General features: G+C 64.2%; 11 protein-coding genes. 3 read left to right on the top strand and 8 right to left on the bottom strand.

The annotated features are described in order from the left end of the window. Window positions 1-21: 21 nt before the first annotated feature. The 6 genes from KF886_13125 to fdhA form a co-directional block, all read right to left on the bottom strand. Entirely contained in the window at window positions 22-1,467 is a 1,446-nt protein-coding gene (locus KF886_13125) for a DUF1501 domain-containing protein (GenBank protein ID MBX3178298.1), read from the bottom strand. A gap of 56 nt (window positions 1,468-1,523) precedes the next feature. Then, the gene (locus KF886_13120) at window positions 1,524-1,898 is read right to left on the bottom strand and encodes a DUF5615 family PIN-like protein (protein MBX3178297.1); all 375 of its coding nucleotides are present in this window, start codon (window positions 1,896-1,898) and stop codon (window positions 1,524-1,526) included. Continuing rightward, window positions 1,895-2,122 carry a DUF433 domain-containing protein gene (locus KF886_13115; protein MBX3178296.1) on the bottom strand — a complete coding sequence of 76 codons (228 nt, stop codon included), beginning with the start codon at window positions 2,120-2,122 and terminating at the stop codon, window positions 1,895-1,897. The genes KF886_13120 and KF886_13115 overlap by 4 nt, the downstream gene beginning before the upstream one ends. Window positions 2,123-2,158: 36 nt before the next feature. Further along, a complete protein-coding gene (locus tag KF886_13110; protein ID MBX3178295.1) occupies window positions 2,159-4,558 on the bottom strand; it encodes a PSD1 domain-containing protein in 2,400 nt (799 codons plus the stop codon). Between the two features lie 143 nt (window positions 4,559-4,701). Further along, window positions 4,702-5,625, bottom strand: coding sequence for a tetratricopeptide repeat protein (locus KF886_13105; GenBank protein MBX3178294.1), 924 nt, complete (start codon window positions 5,623-5,625; stop codon window positions 4,702-4,704). A gap of 339 nt (window positions 5,626-5,964) precedes the next feature. Next, window positions 5,965-7,152: a formaldehyde dehydrogenase, glutathione-independent gene (fdhA, locus tag KF886_13100; GenBank protein ID MBX3178293.1), complete on the bottom strand. Its 1,188-nt coding sequence runs from the start codon at window positions 7,150-7,152 to the stop codon at window positions 5,965-5,967. A gap of 629 nt (window positions 7,153-7,781) precedes the next feature. On the opposite strand from fdhA, the gene KF886_13095 reads away from it, so the two are divergent. After that, window positions 7,782-10,583, top strand: coding sequence for a DUF1553 domain-containing protein (locus tag KF886_13095; protein MBX3178292.1), 2,802 nt, complete (start codon window positions 7,782-7,784; stop codon window positions 10,581-10,583). A gap of 19 nt (window positions 10,584-10,602) precedes the next feature. Then, window positions 10,603-12,036 carry a DUF1501 domain-containing protein gene (locus KF886_13090; GenBank protein MBX3178291.1) on the top strand — a complete coding sequence of 478 codons (1,434 nt, stop codon included), beginning with the start codon at window positions 10,603-10,605 and terminating at the stop codon, window positions 12,034-12,036. Here KF886_13090 and KF886_13085 read toward each other — a convergent pair. Further along, window positions 12,026-13,540 (bottom strand): CehA/McbA family metallohydrolase, encoded by a 1,515-nt coding sequence (locus KF886_13085; GenBank protein ID MBX3178290.1) that lies wholly within the window; start codon window positions 13,538-13,540, stop codon window positions 12,026-12,028. The genes KF886_13090 and KF886_13085 overlap by 11 nt on opposite strands. Before the next feature lie 99 nt (window positions 13,541-13,639). Here KF886_13085 and KF886_13080 point away from each other — a divergent pair, with 99 nt between their 5' ends. Continuing rightward, window positions 13,640-14,890, top strand: a complete 1,251-nt coding sequence (locus tag KF886_13080) for a PQQ-binding-like beta-propeller repeat protein (protein ID MBX3178289.1) — start codon at window positions 13,640-13,642, stop codon at window positions 14,888-14,890. Between the two features lie 15 nt (window positions 14,891-14,905). Here the strand turns inward: KF886_13080 and KF886_13075 are convergent, their stop codons facing one another. After that, window positions 14,906-15,775 carry a LysR family transcriptional regulator gene (locus tag KF886_13075; GenBank protein ID MBX3178288.1) on the bottom strand — a complete coding sequence of 290 codons (870 nt, stop codon included), beginning with the start codon at window positions 15,773-15,775 and terminating at the stop codon, window positions 14,906-14,908. Between the last annotated feature and the right edge of the window lie 70 nt (window positions 15,776-15,845).

Here is a 15,845-nt window from a genome sequence, read left to right as displayed (position 1 = left end):
CGTGCTCGGCTTCATGTTCGGTCAGACCAGAATGCTCTTTACCACGTTGCCATGCACGTCGGTCAGGCGGAAATCGCGGCCCTGGAACCGGTAGGTCAGCTTCTTGTGGTCGATGCCCATCTGGTGCAGCAGCGTCGCGTGGAAGTCGTGCACCGTCACGACGTCCTGAACGGCCTTATAGCCGAGTTCGTCGGTGGCGCCGTGTGTGATGCCGCCCTGGATCCCGCCGCCCGCCATCCATATGGAGAACCCGTTCATGTGGTGATCGCGGCCGGGCCCGCCTTTGTTCCCCTGCACCATCGGTGTGCGGCCAAACTCGCCGCCCCAGATAATGATCGTGTCCTCCAGCATGCCCCGCTGCTTCAGGTCGTTCACGAGCGCCGCGGTCGCCTGGTCGACGTCCTTCGCGCAGCCCTGCATATAGTGCTTGAGGTCGTTGTGGTGATCCCAGTCGCGGTGGTAGAGCTGGATAAAGCGCACGCCGCGCTCGGCCATGCGCCGCGCGAGCAGGCAGTTGAACGCGAAAGTGCCGTCGGCGCCCTGCGTGCCGTACATGTCGAGAATATGCTGGGGCTCGTCGGAGATATCGACCAGATCCGGCACGCTGGTCTGCATGCGGAAGGCCATCTCGTACTGGCTGATGCGTGTGGCGATTTCGCCCTCATCCACGTGCGCGTCGTGTATACCGTTCAGCGCCTGGACCGCATCGACGATATCGCGCTGCTGCCCGTGCGTAATGCCGTCGGGACTGCTCACGTAGTGCACCGGATCGCCCGTGGAATTGAACTTCACGCCCTGGAATTTGCTGGGCAGGAAGCCGCTGTGCCACTGGCGCGAGGAGAGCGGCTGGGGGCTGCGGCCATCGCCGAGCGACGTGAGCACAATGAAGCCCGGCAGGTTTTCGCACTCGCTTCCGAGGCCGTAGAGCAGCCAGGAACCCATGCTCGGGCGCCCGGAGATGGCCGTCCCCGAGTTCATGAACGTGTGCGCGGGGTCATGGTTGATCTGATCCGTCTGCATGGAGCGAATAATGCACATGTCGTCGGCAAGCGTGGCGATATTGGGGAGAAGCGAGGAGATCTCCTGGCCCGATTTCCCGTGTCGCGCGAAATCGAACTGCGACCCCATGCAGCGGAGCTCGGCGCCCTGCAATTGCGCGAGCTGCTCGCCCTTGGTGAAAGATTCCGGCATGGGCGCGCCGTCGAGCTTGCGCAGGGCCGGCTTATAGTCAAAGGTCTCCAGGTGCGAGGGACCGCCGGCCATGTAGAGGTAGATAATGCGTTTGGCGCGCGGCTTGAAGTGCGTCGGATTGGTGATCCCGGTCCAGCGGTCCGGGGCCGTGGCGCCCGCGGACAAGACGCCCGGATTAAGCAGCGACGCCAGCGCCATCGTGCCGATGCCCTTAGCCGCCCGGCCGAGGAATTGGCGGCGGGTCTGCTGGAGCACGTAGGTTTGAAGAGGGTCCATGATTGCACTTCCGTTCATTGATGACTTAATTGCCGGCGGCTCGGGTTGCGCTGTACTCACGATTCCAGAATGGGCAGCGTTCTGATTCGGATGCGGGCCTCATCAATCACAACAACACACCCACGTTCCAGTGACTCCTCCAACGCGGCCAGATTAGCGAGAATCAGTTCCGCCTGAACCAGGGGACGGTGAGTCGCCACCTTCCGCAACAGAATCAGCGACGGTTCGGTTGCCTGATAGGTCGCGAGAAGCGTCCCAAAATCCGTATCGGCGGAAACCAGTACCCGCTGTTCTATTGCTGCTCGTTCGAATATCTCCAAGTCGGTGGCTTCCGCCATTCCCACGTCCCGGACATGCACACAATCAAAGCCTCTCGCACAAAGCACACCCGCAACTTTGGGAGAAATCGCGTTGTCAATTAAGAACCTCACGGGGCCAGTATTGGCAACTCGCGCTCTCGAACCGCCTCCGCCGCAAAGTGAAGCGCCTCGTGAATGTCCGCGATTTCCAAGTCTGGATAGGCGTCCAGAATCTCTGGATCCGACATTCCATCCGCCACCATGGAGACCACCGTGGAAACGGGGATTCTCAATCCCCGTATGCAGGCCACGCCACCCATCTGTTCGGGATTGATTGTTATTCGCGCAAATTTCATATCAAGAAACCCCAGGTCGACTGGAATATATTGTACTCAATACCGATAAATCATCTCGTGTGTATTCATGATGGTCCGGCTCACCGAGCTCCAGGCTGCAAGCTGGACCGGGTCGACGCCCGCGGGGGCCGGCTTCTCTCCGATGGCGATGAAGTCCGCCGCGGATGCCGGGTTTGCCTCGAACTGCGCCAGGTGCTTCGCGTACAGCCCCGCGAGGATTTCGTGCTCTTCGGGGACGGGATCCCGGGACAGCGCCTCGCGCCAGGCCCAGCGGATGCGATCGTCGGCCGTGTCCCCGCCTTCCAGGAGGATTCGCTCGGCGAAAACGCGCGCCGCCTCAACGAATATGGGATCGTTAAGCAGCGTCAGGGCCTGCTGGGGCGAGTTGGATATGGTGCGCTCGGCGGTGCATTCCTCCCGGGTTGGAGCATCGAAGGCCAACAGGCTCGGATGGAGATAGGTCCGCTGCCAGTGGGTGTACACGCCGCGGCGGTACAATTCTTCACCTGTGCTCGGCTCGTACTCGCGCGTCGGAAAGTTCAGTTCCTTGTAATAGCCCGCGGGCTGGTAGGGTTTCGCGGCGGGCCCGCCCATCTTCTCCGACAGCAGGCCGCTCACCTTCAAGGCGTTGTCGCGCACGAACTCGGCCTCCAGGCGAAAACGCGACTGGCGCGCGATCAGGCGGTTGGCCGGGTCGATGTGCTTGAGCGCGGCGTCGGCCATGGAGGACTGCCGGTAGGCGCTGCTCGTGACGAGGAGCCGGACCATGTGCTTGACGTCCCAGCCGCTGTCCATGAAGGCAATCGCCAGGTAGTCGAGCAATTCGGGATGCACGGGCCACTCGCCCTGCGAGCCCAGGTCGTCGAGGACGCGTGAGATGCCCGTGCCAAAATAGAGCTTCCAGAGGCGGTTCGCGAAGACACGCGCGGTGAGCGGGTTGTTGCGATCCGTCAGCCAGTTCGCCAAATCAAGCCGGTCGGGACGCGCGCCGGTGAGCCACAGCCCGCCCAGAAAGGCGGGCGCCGCCGGCTCCACCACCGCGCCGGACTCGTCCATCCAATTGCCGCGCGGCAAGACGCGCGTGACGCGGGGCTCCATGGTTTCGGTGATGGCGCTGCTGTGGATCTGTTGCTCCAGGCTGAACTTCCGGCGCTCCGCCTCGCGCAGTTGCTTATTAAGATCGTCCGTGGTAGCGGGGCTTTCGCCGCCTTCAACGCTCTCCCCCTCCTCGAAGGTCTCCAACAAGGATTGCAGGCTCGCCAGGCGATCGAGCACCGCGTCGTGCTCCACTTTCTGCTCTGGTTCCGGGAAGAGCAGGTACGGCGGGAAGGGGCCCTCGTTGCCGGCTTCGCTCTGTACGCCTTTTTCCTTGATGTCGGCGAAGAACGCGCTGAAGCGGTAGAAATCCTCGATGGTGAAGGGGTCGAACTTGTGATCGTGACACTGCGCGCAGCCCATCGAAGAACCGAGCCACACCGAGGCCGTGGTCCGCGTTCGGTCGGCGGCATAGCGCACGATGTAGTCCATCTCCTGCGCGCCGCCCTCGCGGGTGACCATGTTGAGGCGGTTGTAGCCCGTGGCGATGATCTGCTCCTTCGTAGGGCGCTCCAAGAGGTCGCCCGCCAGTTGCTCCCGCGTGAACTGATCGAAGGGCATGTTGCTGTTGAAGGCGGCGATGACATAATCCCGGTAGGGCGCGACGCCGCGCACCTGATCGCCGTGGTAGCCCACCGTGTCGGCGTAGCGCACGAGGTCGAGCCAGTAGACCGCCAGGCGTTCTCCAAAGTGCGGCGAGGCCAGAAGACGTTCAACGAGCTTCTCGTAGGCGTCGGGCGCATTGTCGAGCAGGAAGGCGCCCACCTCGGCGGGGGTCGGGGGCAAACCGATGAGATCGAAGTACAGCCGCCGGATAAGCGTCTCGCGGCCCGCTTCGGGAGATGGGCGAAGCCCTTCCTGATCCAGCCGCGCAAGCACGAAGCGATCGACGTCGTTGCGCGGCCAGGCGGCGTTTTCGACGTTGGGCAACGGGTGCGCGGCGGGCGGGATGTACGCCCAGTGCGCCTCGTATTCCGCGCCCTGCGCGATCCAGCGCCGCAAAAGCGCCTGCTCGCGCTCCGAAACATGCCGGTTCGATTCGGGCGGCGGCATCTTGTCGCCGGGGTCCTCCGCGAGAATGCGGTGGATGATTTCGCTCGCATCCGGATCGCCCGCCGCTACCGCGCGAAAACCGCCCCGGTCCGCGACGGCCTCGCCGCGCACATCGAGGCGAAGCCCCGCCTCGCGGGTGTTCCGGTCGGGACCGTGGCATTGGAAGCAATTGTCGGAGAGTATCGGGCGGATATGCCGGTTAAACTCCACCCGATCGGGCAGCGGCTCCTCTCCCGAAGCGGACGCGGCGCTCCACAGCAAGGCCGCCACCAAAACGACATGCCGCATTGCACGCAAGACCTTAATCAAAGCACTGTCTCCCGGGAAATGTCTGCCAACCCTGACTTCCCGCTACTACACCAGAGGGAGCGGCTACGGATCAAGTGAGGGCCATTGCGGGAAATCGCGTCCTATGGGTGGACGGCCGGGAACTACGCCGCGCCCATGAGTTCACCAAAGGCCGCGAGCGATCCGCCAATCATCAAGAAGGGAACAATCGCGCAGATGGTGGAACACACGTTGGAAATGAAGAGGAAGGCCAGGAGCCCGCCACAGCCCAACTCGTATCGGCTACTGACGATGACAATGGCTGCTATCCAGCCGACAAACGGGATTAGTGATACGAGATAGGCAAGAAAGAAGGTCAGCGCAAGCGATAGCACGTTTTGCAGCAGGTCGTCGGACGGCAGTTGATTGAGCACGACCAAGGCCAGGTACCCGCCAAGAATGTGGCCCACGTAACCGCAAATAATTACAGCCAGTATGGCGCCGATACCAATGAGCCCGGCGACGGAATCCGGGTCGAACGCCTGCCCTTGCTCGCTCTGCGCGGCACTTCCCGGGGGCGGTTCCGGCGGCGCTTCATACATCAGGGGCGGCACGATCAGAATGGCCAGCAGCACCACGACGCCCAGCCCGATAAGGCTGTACTTGAGCCATTCGGACCCTTCTTCCACGGGTGTATAGGGGTGCGCACGGCGCGGGGGCGCGTCGCCCAGAATATCACTTGCCCCGGTGAGCCCGAGGTCGGCCAGTGCAGTGGATTCGACATCACCGCCCGCCGTCTGGCCCGCGGTGATCTTCGCCTTGAGCTTCTGCGCCCGGGGATCTTGAAACTGGGCTATCAATTGTTCGCAGATTGGGAGCGCATCCCTGTCCCGGCCCAGCTTCTGGAGGCACAACGCGGCTGGATAGAGGACATTCCTGGCGTTGGGGTACGCCCGGTTCAGTTCATCGAGCAGGCTCAGGGCTTCCTCGTAACGGCCCGCGCGGTAGAGCTGGTCTGATTGCTGGAATTTCTGCTTGCTTTCCTGAGCATCCACGGAAAATCCTCCCCGTGCGGCGTCGGCTCCCAATAACACCCTACACGCCTGTTCGTTTACACCATACCGCCGGGCGTTTCAAATTATTCGCCCGGGGAAAAAGATCGCGCACTGAGCAGCACAGCCGTTCCAAACGTCCAGGCAGGCGAGGGCCGAGGCCGTACTCCATACAGGTGGTTTCCGGCCACATACCCAGCCGAGGGGAATGACGGCGGTCCACCCGCGCCCACTTTTCCTGTATTTCAGCATCCTGGCGTGACGCGACTGCCGCGCCGGGCACTCGCCCGCCAATCCACGCGCCTGCCCAGAGAAGTCGGCCGCCGGGCGCGCCGATTAGCGTGCCCGGCGGCGGCTTCGCGCCTCTCGTTCACGCTACGCGATCATTTTGTGCGGATCGATCACAAACTTCTTCGCGGCGCCCTTGTCGAAGTCCTGGTAGCCCTTCGGGGCCTCGTCCAACGAAATGGTTTCCACGTTACACGCCTTCGCGATCTGGATCTTGTCGTACAGGATGCACTGCATCAGCTGACGGTGGTACTTCATCACCGGGCACTGGCCGGTGTGGAAGCAGTGCGACTTGGCCCAGCCCAGCCCGATGCGGATGCCCAGGTTGCCGACTTTGGCGTTATCATCGACGCCGCCCGGGTCGCCCGTGACATAAAGCCCGGGAATGCCGATGGAACCGCCCGCCCGCGTCACTTCCATCACCGCGTTCAGCACCGTCGCCGGCTGCTCCTTCACGTGGCCGTCCCCATGGCCGCGCGCTTCAAAGCCCACGCAGTCCACGGCGGCGTCGACCTCGGGCACGCCGACGATCTGCTCGATCTGTTCGGCGAGCGACGCGCTCTTTTTCAGATCCACCGTCTCGCAGCCGAAGCTGCGGGCCTGCGCCAGGCGCTCGTCGATCATATCGCCCACGATGACGCAGGCCGCGCCAAGCAGATGGCATGAGGCCGCGCACGCGAGCCCGACCGGACCCGCTCCGGCGACATACACGATCGTGCCGGGTCCCACGCCCGCCGTCACGGCGCCGTGGTAGCCCGTCGGGAAGATGTCCGAGAGCAGCGTGAGGTCCTTGATCTTGGCCAGCGCCTGATCGCGATCGGGGAATTTGAGCAGGTTGAAGTCCGCGTAGGGCACCATCACGTATTCGGCCTGGCCGCCGACCCAGCCGCCCATGTCCACGTAGCCGTAGGCCGCGCCGGGGCGCGCGGGGTTTACGTTGAGGCAGATGCCGGTGCGCCCTTCCTTGCAGTTGCGGCAGCGACCGCAGGCAATGTTGAACGGGACGGAAACGATATCCCCCGCCTTGATGAATTCCACGTCGCGCCCGCATTCAATGACTTCGCCGGTAATTTCGTGGCCGAGGATGAGCCCCTCCGGCGCCGTGGTCCGGCCCCGAACCATGTGCTGGTCGCTGCCGCAGATATTCGTCGATACAATCTTCAGGATGACGCCGTGCTCGCATTTGCGATTCCCCAGCGCCAATTTGGGGTAGTCGATGCTCTGCACTTCGACCACGCCCGGCTTGATATACGCAACGCCTCTGTTTCCTGCCATGACACGCCTCTCCTCTCAACTCGGTTCAATACACAGCCTCGCTGCGATCAACGCGAACAGGCATGGCTGCCCGCGTTCCGCCGGCACAGCCTGCACCTCGGCCGGGCAAACCCGGCTCCAACCGGCGGACGCAACCCAGCAGCCATTATAGAAGGAGCGCGGGGCTTCGTCAATCAGTACCCGCGCACGTCCCAGGGCAGTCGCATTTAAACTCGATCTCGGGATATGGGCGTAAACTTGAGTCGATTTGGAACCTTGAATCAACGATAGTGAGCGTTTTGGAGCGCCGGCATCTGTGCCGGCAAGGTCAGGGATTCGCCGCAGGCGAAATGCCAGCGCTCCAACACGCGCCCTTTCTAACATTGAAGGTGGTTCATGTGGCGCTCGGCTCGAGTTGAAAGTTTAAATGCGATTGCCCTGGCGAACGTCCAGCGCACGTGAAACGGACGCGCAAAAAACTGCTTGATCCGGACGCCCGGTTGCCGTATTCTGCTTCCATGGTAGTGGAGAGACCCTACATTGGGCGAGGGCAGTGGAGTGCCGTCTCATGGCGGCTGATTTGCCTTATTGCCCCTTTCGCCACCGCAATTGTGCTCGCCTGCGCGGGCTCCGCCGCTCAAGCGGGCGCGATGCCTTCCGCGCCCGCCGGGGACACGGAGTTCTTCGAGCGCAGCGTGCGCCCGCTCCTGGTTGAAATGTGCCTGAGCTGCCACGGGCCGGATGACCCCGGCGGCGGCCTGCGCCTGGACGCACCGCCGGCCCTCTCCACCGACGCCCTGCGCGAAGTGCTTCAGAATCGCTCGCCGTCGCACCCGCCGGTGGAATTGAGCGCCGCCGAACGCGAGACCTTCCTCGATTGGATCGGGCGCGGCGCGCCGTGGCCCGCGCGCGCGAAAAAAAGTTACCAGCGCCTCAGCATGGATGAACTCATCGCGGTCGCCCGCCGGAACCATTGGGCATTCCGGCCCGTCGCCGAGCCCGCGCTGCCCGCGATCGGCGATACGGCGTGGCCCCGCTCCCCGATCGACACCTATGTCCTGGCGCGACTTGAAAAGGCGGGATTGTCGCCAGCGCCGCGCGCGAGCCGCCGCACCCTGGTCCAGCGGGCCTACCACGACCTGATCGGGCTTCCGCCCACGCTGGCCGAGATCGAAGCCTTCGAGAATGACCCCGCCGCCGATGCCTATGATCGGCTGATCGCCAGGCTGCTCGAATCGCCGCACTTCGGCGAGCGCTGGGGCCGCCACTGGCTCGATGTGGCGCGCTACAGCGACACCAAGGCCTCCGCCTTCAATGATGATCGCCTCTTCCCCTTCTCCTACACCTACCGGGACTACGTTATCCGCGCATTCAATGTGGATCTCCCCTTCGATCAGTTCATCCTCCACCAGCTGGCGGCGGACAAGCTGGAACTCGGCGACGATAAGCGCCCCCTGGCGGCGCTGGGTTTCCTCACGCTCGGCAAGGTGAGCGGCGCGAGTATTCACGATCGCATCGACGACCGGATCGACGTGGTCACGCGCGGATTCCTCGCGATGACCGTCAATTGCGCGCGCTGCCACGACCACAAGTTCGACCCGATCCCCACGGCGGATTACTATTCGTTGTATGGCGTGTTCCGCAGTTCGCGCGAGCCCGAGCGCCTTCCGGTTATTGCGGCGCCCGACACGAGCTCACCGGCGTACCGGGATTTCGAGCGGCGCCTCGCCGAGGCGGAAGCCGCGCGGGACGATCTTGCTGTGGCCCTGCGCGCCAAAGCGCTCGAAACGGCTCGCGGCAAGGCAGCCTCGGAGGCCGAGGCCCTCGAAAGCGTCCAGGGCAACGGGTTCTTGAAATACATTGACCAGCCCGACCGCGTGCGCCTTCGGCAGCGCGACACCGCCGTGGATAGGATTCGGAACACCCATCCGGCGCGCCCCGACAGCGCGATGGCCCTGGAGGACGCTCCCGAGCTGTACGACCCGGTCATCTTCGTGCGCGGCGACGCGGGCATCCCCGGCAAGGCCGTGCCCAGACAGTTCCTGGCGGTGCTCGACGCGGACCGCACGCCGTGGACCGAAGACAGCGGGCGCCTGGAGCTGGCCCGGGCCATTGCGAGCAAGGACAACCCGCTCACCGCGCGCGTATTCGCCAACCGCGTCTGGATGCACCTTTTCGGGGCGCCGCTGGCGGGCACGCCGAGCGATTTCGGCCTTCAGGGCGAGGAGCCAACCCACCCCGAACTCCTGGACTATCTCGCGGCGCGATTCATGGACTCGGGCTGGTCCACAAAAACGTTGATCCGCGAGATCATGCTTTCCAGCGCCTACCAGCAGTCGAGCGACGCCAGCGATGCGGGGCAGGCGACCGACCCGGAGAATAAGCTGATCTGGCGGCAAAATCGCCGCCGACTGGGATTTGAAGTCATGCGTGACCGGCTGCTTGCCGCATCGGGAAATCTCGACCTGCGCATGGGCGGGGCCGCGGACAATATTACGGAGCCGCCCTTCGCCAACCGGCGAACGGTTTACGCGGAGGTGGATCGGGAGGCGCTGCCCGCGATGTTCCGCATATTCGATTTTGCGACACCGGCCACGCATACGCCGGTGCGATTTGAAACCACGGTCCCGCAGCAGGCCCTCTACCTCATGAACAGCCCGTTCGTCGCGGAGCAGGCCCGCCTGGCGGCGGCCCTCCCGGAAGTCGCGTCGAAGGAAGCGCCCGCCGAACGCGTGCGCGCCCTGTACCAGGCGATACTGGCGCGCGAGCCCGTGCGACGGGAGGTGGAGCTTGGCACCTTCTTTGTCGACGGCCAGGACGTGGCCGATGTCCATATTCCCGAGCGCCAGCCCCCGCGCTGGCTGTATGGCTACGGCGCGATCGACGAGGCTACCGGCCAGGTTACCTCCTTCACCGAATTTCCCCACTGGACCGGCGAAGCCTACCAGGGCGGGGAGACACTGCCGGACGCGGCGATCGGCTATGCGATGCTCAACCGGCTCGGCGGCCGCCCCGGCGGGCCGCAACACGCCGTGATCCGCCGCTGGATCTCCCCCGCCGATTCCCTGGTATCCCTCGTCGGCGAACTCTTCCATTTCTCCCCGGCGGGCGATGGCATCCGCGCCTACGTCATTTCCAGCCGCTCGGGCATCCTCTGGCAGGGCGACCTTCAGGACCAGATGCTCCCCACGGTGGTGGACGACAGCGAGATCCGCGCGGGCGACACCATCGACCTGGTGGTCACCTGTAAGGAAGACGACCAGGAGGACCATTTCCGGTGGCACCCGCGCATCTACCTTACGGGCGAAAACGCCAGCAGCTTCGCGCGGCAGGACTGGATTTCGCGGTTCGACTTTGAGGGGCCGCCCCCGGCGCCCGCCGTGCCCCTGCAGCCGTGGGAGCAATACGCGCAGGTGCTGCTGATGAGCAACGAATTCATGTTTGTCGATTGACGCGGGACGGGACGGAACCATGCACCACGAACGGACATTGAACGACTTCATTTTAAACCGGCGCGACTTCCTCCGCCGGACGGGCATGGGCTTCGGCGCGCTCGGTCTCGCGACACTCGCGGGCCCTAATCTCGCCGCCGCCACGAAAGGCCCGATGGCCGCGCAGTCCCCCCATTTCGCACCCAGGGCCAAACGGGTGGTCCACATCTTTTTGAACGGCGGCATGTCGCAGGTGGATACCTTTGACCCCAAGCCGATGTTGGCGAAGTACGATGGGAAGGACCTCCCGGGCGCCGAGACCCTGATGACGGAGCGCCCGACGGGCGGCGCCTACGCATCGGAATTCCCCTTCAACCAGCATGGCGAGAGCGGCATCCCCGTAAGCACGCTTTTCCCCCACACCGCGCGCTGCGTTGACGACATGTGCATCATCCGCTCGATGTACACCGACAATCCGGTCCACGGCCCCTCGCTCCTGCTGATGAACTGCGGCGACGCGCGCCTGGCCCGGCCCAGTGTCGGTTCGTGGGTCACCTATGGCCTGGGGACGGAAAACCAGAATCTCCCGGGCTTCATCACCATGTGCCCCGGCGGCTACCCGATCGCCGAGGCGCAAAACTGGCAGTCGGGCTTCCTCCCCGGCAATTACCAGGGCAGCTACATCGATTCGCAGCACACGGACGTCGAGAAGCTCATCGAAAACATCAAGAACCATTTTGCGACGTCGCGCGGGCAGCGCCGGCAACTCGATCTGCTGGGCGAACTCAACGAAATGCACCGCAGCGCCCGCGAGGGCGACAGCGCGCTTGAATCCCGCATCCAGTCTTTTGAATTGGCCTACCGGATGCAGCTGGACGCCACCGATGCGTTCGATATCGGGCAGGAACCCGAGCATATCCGCGAGATGTATGGCAGCACCGAACAGTCACGGCAACTCCTGATCGCGCGGCGCCTGCTCGAGCGCGGGGTCCGCTTCGTGCAGCTCTGGCACGGCCCCGGACAGCCGTGGGACAGCCACGACGATATTGTGGACTCCCACAAGCGCCTCGCCGGACAGTGCGACCGGGGTATCGCCGCGCTCATCACCGATCTCAAGCAACGCGGCATGCTGGAGGACACGCTCATTCTTTGCACCGGCGAATTCGGGCGCACGCCAACGGTGGAGGTGCAGCGCGAAGGCATCAACATCGGCAAGCCCAAGGGCCGCGATCACAACCACTACGGCTTCACCGCGTGGATGGCTGGCGGGGGCGTCAAGGCCGGACACATCCATGGCGCCACCGACGAGTTTGGTTTTAAGGCCATCGAAAAGCCCGTCCACGTGCACGACTTGCACGCGACGATGCTCCACCTCCTCGGCTTTGACCACGAAGCGCTCACCTACCGCTACGCCGGTCGCAACTTCCGCCTCACCGACGTGCACGGCAACGTGGTGCACGACATTATCGCGTAGCCCCCGCGAGTTTTTTGCTCCAGAAGGCCCGCGCCCGGTCGTGGTCCATCAACACTTCGGCTTTTTGACCTTCCGGCAGTTCCAGGGCGGCCTTCCGCCTATCGATCCAGTCCAGGAAGAACTCGACCGATTCGCGGCGCACTGGTTGCCCTTCACCGCCGATTTCCACATACCACGGCGCGGTGGATGCGAAGCGAAAGGTGTGGTCCAGGTCCGCAATCGCCCGAACGAGGAACCAGCCGCTGCGATCGAATGTCATGGTCGCCCCGGCGGCCATGAACGCTTCCGGGCTGAACTCCTGTTCGACGTTTCCGTCTCGAATCAGCTGAATGGTGCGCACCGGATCGTCCGAATCCAACACGCCGGCCAGCGCGATGGAGACTGGCGCGCCGCCGGCGCCCCGAAACACATGGCCCGGCCATTGGCCGTCCGCCGTCACGCGCAGGAGGGGCCCGTTGGTCACAAAGGAACGTCCGGCCCGGAGCCCTTCCCACCAGGCGGCGTGCTCCATCGGCCCGTCGAGCTGCACATAGACGCGGTTGTAGCCCACCGGATTGGGAATGACGCCGGAAGCGCTCCCCGCCGACGGCGGTATTCGCAGTCCGGCGTTCAACACGTGGTAGTAGATTTCCTGCGTCCAGAGGCCCCCGCCGTACGCGGGCGGCTCGGTCTCGCTCGGCCGCGGCCGGCCCCAGGCCTCGTTGTCCAGCATCCCGTGGCGCCACATGTGATTGTTGGCGATGCCGATGGAGTCTACGAGGCCAAGTCCGATTCCGATCGGCGCATCCCACCAGAAGGGCTTCTCGAGATCCACCCAGCCGCCACGGGATTTCACCGCCGGCAGGAAATGCGTCTGGCTCGGGTACTCTCGATCCGCGCCCGTTATATCGACCGGGGACTCGAGGTTGAAGAACATGAACGCGCCGCCCCCCCGCTCGTCTTCGCCGGCCATGAGATGGCAATAGCGGTCGCCGTCGAAATTCAGGAGTACCGGGTCCGGAAGCGGGCGATCACGCCAGAGGTTTCTCTCGTTCCACCAGGTGATTACGGGCGCCACATGCAGATCCTCCGCCCGCATGATGGCTTCCATGTCCTCCGGGGGTCGATGCACGTGCAAATCGCCGGACCACCAGCCCTCGGACTTCATATTGGCGAGGCGCGACAGCCGGACGCGAACCGCGGCCCCGCCCCCACCCTCGGAGAGCGTGATCCGGCCCACCGCGCGCCTGAATTCGGGTCCGCGCTCGATCGTGAAGTCGTAGACCCCGGGTTCCAGCGCGAGCTCCGCGGTTCCCGGGCAGGAGAAATGGTTCTTGAAGGCGGGCAGGCCCGGCGGGGCGAAAAGTGTGTCGCTCCCATCGCTCACGTGTATCCGGCAGGGAAGCAGGCCACCGTCCGCGCCGCGCACCTCAAAATACAGGCGCACCGGCTCCGCCGCCACAGCGGGCGGGAGTAGAATGGCGCCCGCGATTAGCAGTCCCGATACTCCACGCCCGATATCCATCGCTTGTCCTCCATTCCGTCCTGGCGGTTCGCCACAATCGTGGCGCGAATGCGTTCGGTTGGATTATGATCAGCCGTCTATCCGCAGAAAGGATACCCCATGCACATTCGCCCGTTCGCCTTGATGATCGCCCTCGGCGCATTTTTCGTTTCGCAGAGCGCTTTTACCGGGGATTGGCCCGAATTCCGGGGACCCACAGGCCAGGGGCATGCGCCCGAGGCGAATCCGCCTCTCGAATGGGGCCCGGATCGGAACATCGCGTGGCGCACGCCCCTCCCCGGCAGCGGATGGTCTTCACCGGTGCTCCAGAATGGCGTAATCTACCTGACCACCGCGCTTCTCGACGATCAGGAACAGCCGACCAGCCTGCGCGCCATCGCGCTGAGCGCAGAGGACGGCGCGCTACGCTGGGACGTGGAAGTGTTCCCCGTAAGCGGGCGCGCACCGAAGCACCCGAAGAACAGTTTCGCGAGTCCAACGCCGATCGTGGCGGGAGACCGGGTTTTCGTGCACTACGGACCGCTGGGAACCTCCTGCCTCGACCTCGAGGGCCAGGCCGTCTGGCGCCAGTCCGAACTGTCCTACAAGACACCCCACGGCAACGGCGGATCCCCGGCCCTGCATGACGGCAGTTTGATCATCAGCGCCGACGATGCGGGCGCCCCGTTTATTGTTGCGCTGGACGTGCAGACTGGAGGGATCGCCTGGAAAACCTCCCGTGAAACCGAGGCGGCGAACAAGTTTTCCTTCAGCACACCGTTGATTCTTCAGGAGCCCAACCGCGCGCTGGCCGTGAGCGCGGGCAGCGGCATGGCGGCCGCCTACGACACCGCCACGGGCCAGGAAATCTGGCGCGTGCGCTATGGCGACGGTTTTTCCGTTGTTCCCCGGCCCGTGTTCGCGCATGGCCTGGTCTACGTCACCACCGGCTTTGCCCGGCCCTGCGAGGTCATCGCGGTGCGCACCGGCGGGCAGGGGGACGTCACCGATTCCCACATTGCCTGGCGCCTGGGCGAGGGCGCGCCCCACACGCCATCGATGATAGTTTCCGGTGAGGCGCTGTATTTCCTGAGCGACAAGGGCGAACTCTCACGCGTGGACGCGCGCACGGGCGAATTGCACTGGCGGGAGCGCCTCGACGGCAACTACTCGGCCTCGCTCGTCCTGGCGGCGGGCCGCCTCTACGCCACCAGCGAGGACGGCGTCACCACGGTTCTTGAGGACGGCCCCGCGTTTCGCGCCCTGGCGCGAAATGACCTGGGCGAGCGCACCTTCGCGTCGATCGCGCCGAGCGGGGACGCCATTTTCCTGCGAACGGAGGAAGCGCTCTACCGGATCGAGAACCGGTAGCCCGGGGCCGGCCATTCACGAAATCAGCGTGCGCAGCAGCGGGTTGGGGAATCGTCGTTCCAGGGTGATGGCGTAGAAGGTCTCCACCAAATCCGGAATACATGCCACTTCCACCATCAGGCCCGTGCGCAGCTCTTCCCGCACCACGATCGGCGGTACGATTGCCAGCCCCGTGTCTTCTCGTACCAGAAGACGCAGCATCGCCATGTCGTCGACCTCCGCGGCGAAATGCGGGCGGATGCCGAGCCGGTCCATCATCGCGTCAAGACCGGTCCGAATGCTGCTCTCGGCGCTCGGCGCCACCAGCGGTTGCTCCGCCAGCAACTCCTCCAGCGGGGCCTTCGGAATGCGGCGGGACTTGTGGCGCACCAGGCTGACGGGCTGCTTGTCGATCAGGTGCGCGATCCACGGCGTGGCAGCATCGCGGGCCGGGGCGTGGTTTGAGAGCAGGACATCGATCACATGCGCCCGTAAATCCCGCAGCAATTCACCAAAATTGCCCGAGCGAAGGATTATCTCCACGTCATCGCGGTGTGTAAGCGGCTTGAGAAACTGGATCTGAAAATTTCGCGACAGCGTGGCCAGGGCGCCCACACGCAATACACGGCGCGCCGCCTCCCCGCGGTGCGCGAGCGTTCCCAGCAGTTCGTTTCCTATCGCGAAGATTTCGTCCGCGTGGTCCAGCGCAATCTGCCCCGCTTCCGTGAGGATAAGCTGCTTGCCGCGGCGCTCGAACAGGGCGTGGCCGAGGGAGGCCTCCAGTTTCTGTATCTGAATCGAGAGCGCGGACTGCGAGACGTAGAGTTGCTCCGCGGCCCGCGTGAGATTGCCCTCGTGGGCCACGGCCCAGAAATAACGCAGGTGATTGTAGTTTAGACGCGACATACAATCATTCTACAAAACAGAACGATATGTTTCAATCTTTGAATTTTATTAATGATTACCAATCCGGGTA

This window comes from Candidatus Hydrogenedentota bacterium, assembly GCA_019637335.1.
Lineage (GTDB): Bacteria > Hydrogenedentota > Hydrogenedentia > Hydrogenedentales > JAEUWI01 > JAEUWI01.
Note: the sequence above shows the minus strand (reverse complement) of the source record. Positions and strands in the feature narration are given on the sequence as shown.

Excerpts from the sequence above, each read along its gene's own strand:
- KF886_13125 (MBX3178298.1), bottom strand. The coding sequence starts at position 1,467 with ATGGACCCTCTTCAAACCTACGTGCTCCAGCAGACCCGCCGCCAATTC.
- KF886_13115 (MBX3178296.1), bottom strand. The coding sequence starts at position 2,122 with ATGAAATTTGCGCGAATAACAATCAATCCCGAACAGATGGGTGGCGTG.
- KF886_13110 (MBX3178295.1), bottom strand. The coding sequence starts at position 4,558 with ATGCGGCATGTCGTTTTGGTGGCGGCCTTGCTGTGGAGCGCCGCGTCC.
- fdhA (MBX3178293.1), bottom strand. The coding sequence starts at position 7,152 with ATGGCAGGAAACAGAGGCGTTGCGTATATCAAGCCGGGCGTGGTCGAA.
- KF886_13095 (MBX3178292.1), top strand. The coding sequence starts at position 7,782 with ATGCCTTCCGCGCCCGCCGGGGACACGGAGTTCTTCGAGCGCAGCGTG.
- KF886_13090 (MBX3178291.1), top strand. The coding sequence starts at position 10,603 with ATGCACCACGAACGGACATTGAACGACTTCATTTTAAACCGGCGCGAC.
- KF886_13085 (MBX3178290.1), bottom strand. The coding sequence starts at position 13,540 with ATGGATATCGGGCGTGGAGTATCGGGACTGCTAATCGCGGGCGCCATT.
- KF886_13080 (MBX3178289.1), top strand. The coding sequence starts at position 13,640 with ATGCACATTCGCCCGTTCGCCTTGATGATCGCCCTCGGCGCATTTTTC.
- KF886_13075 (MBX3178288.1), bottom strand. The coding sequence starts at position 15,775 with ATGTCGCGTCTAAACTACAATCACCTGCGTTATTTCTGGGCCGTGGCC.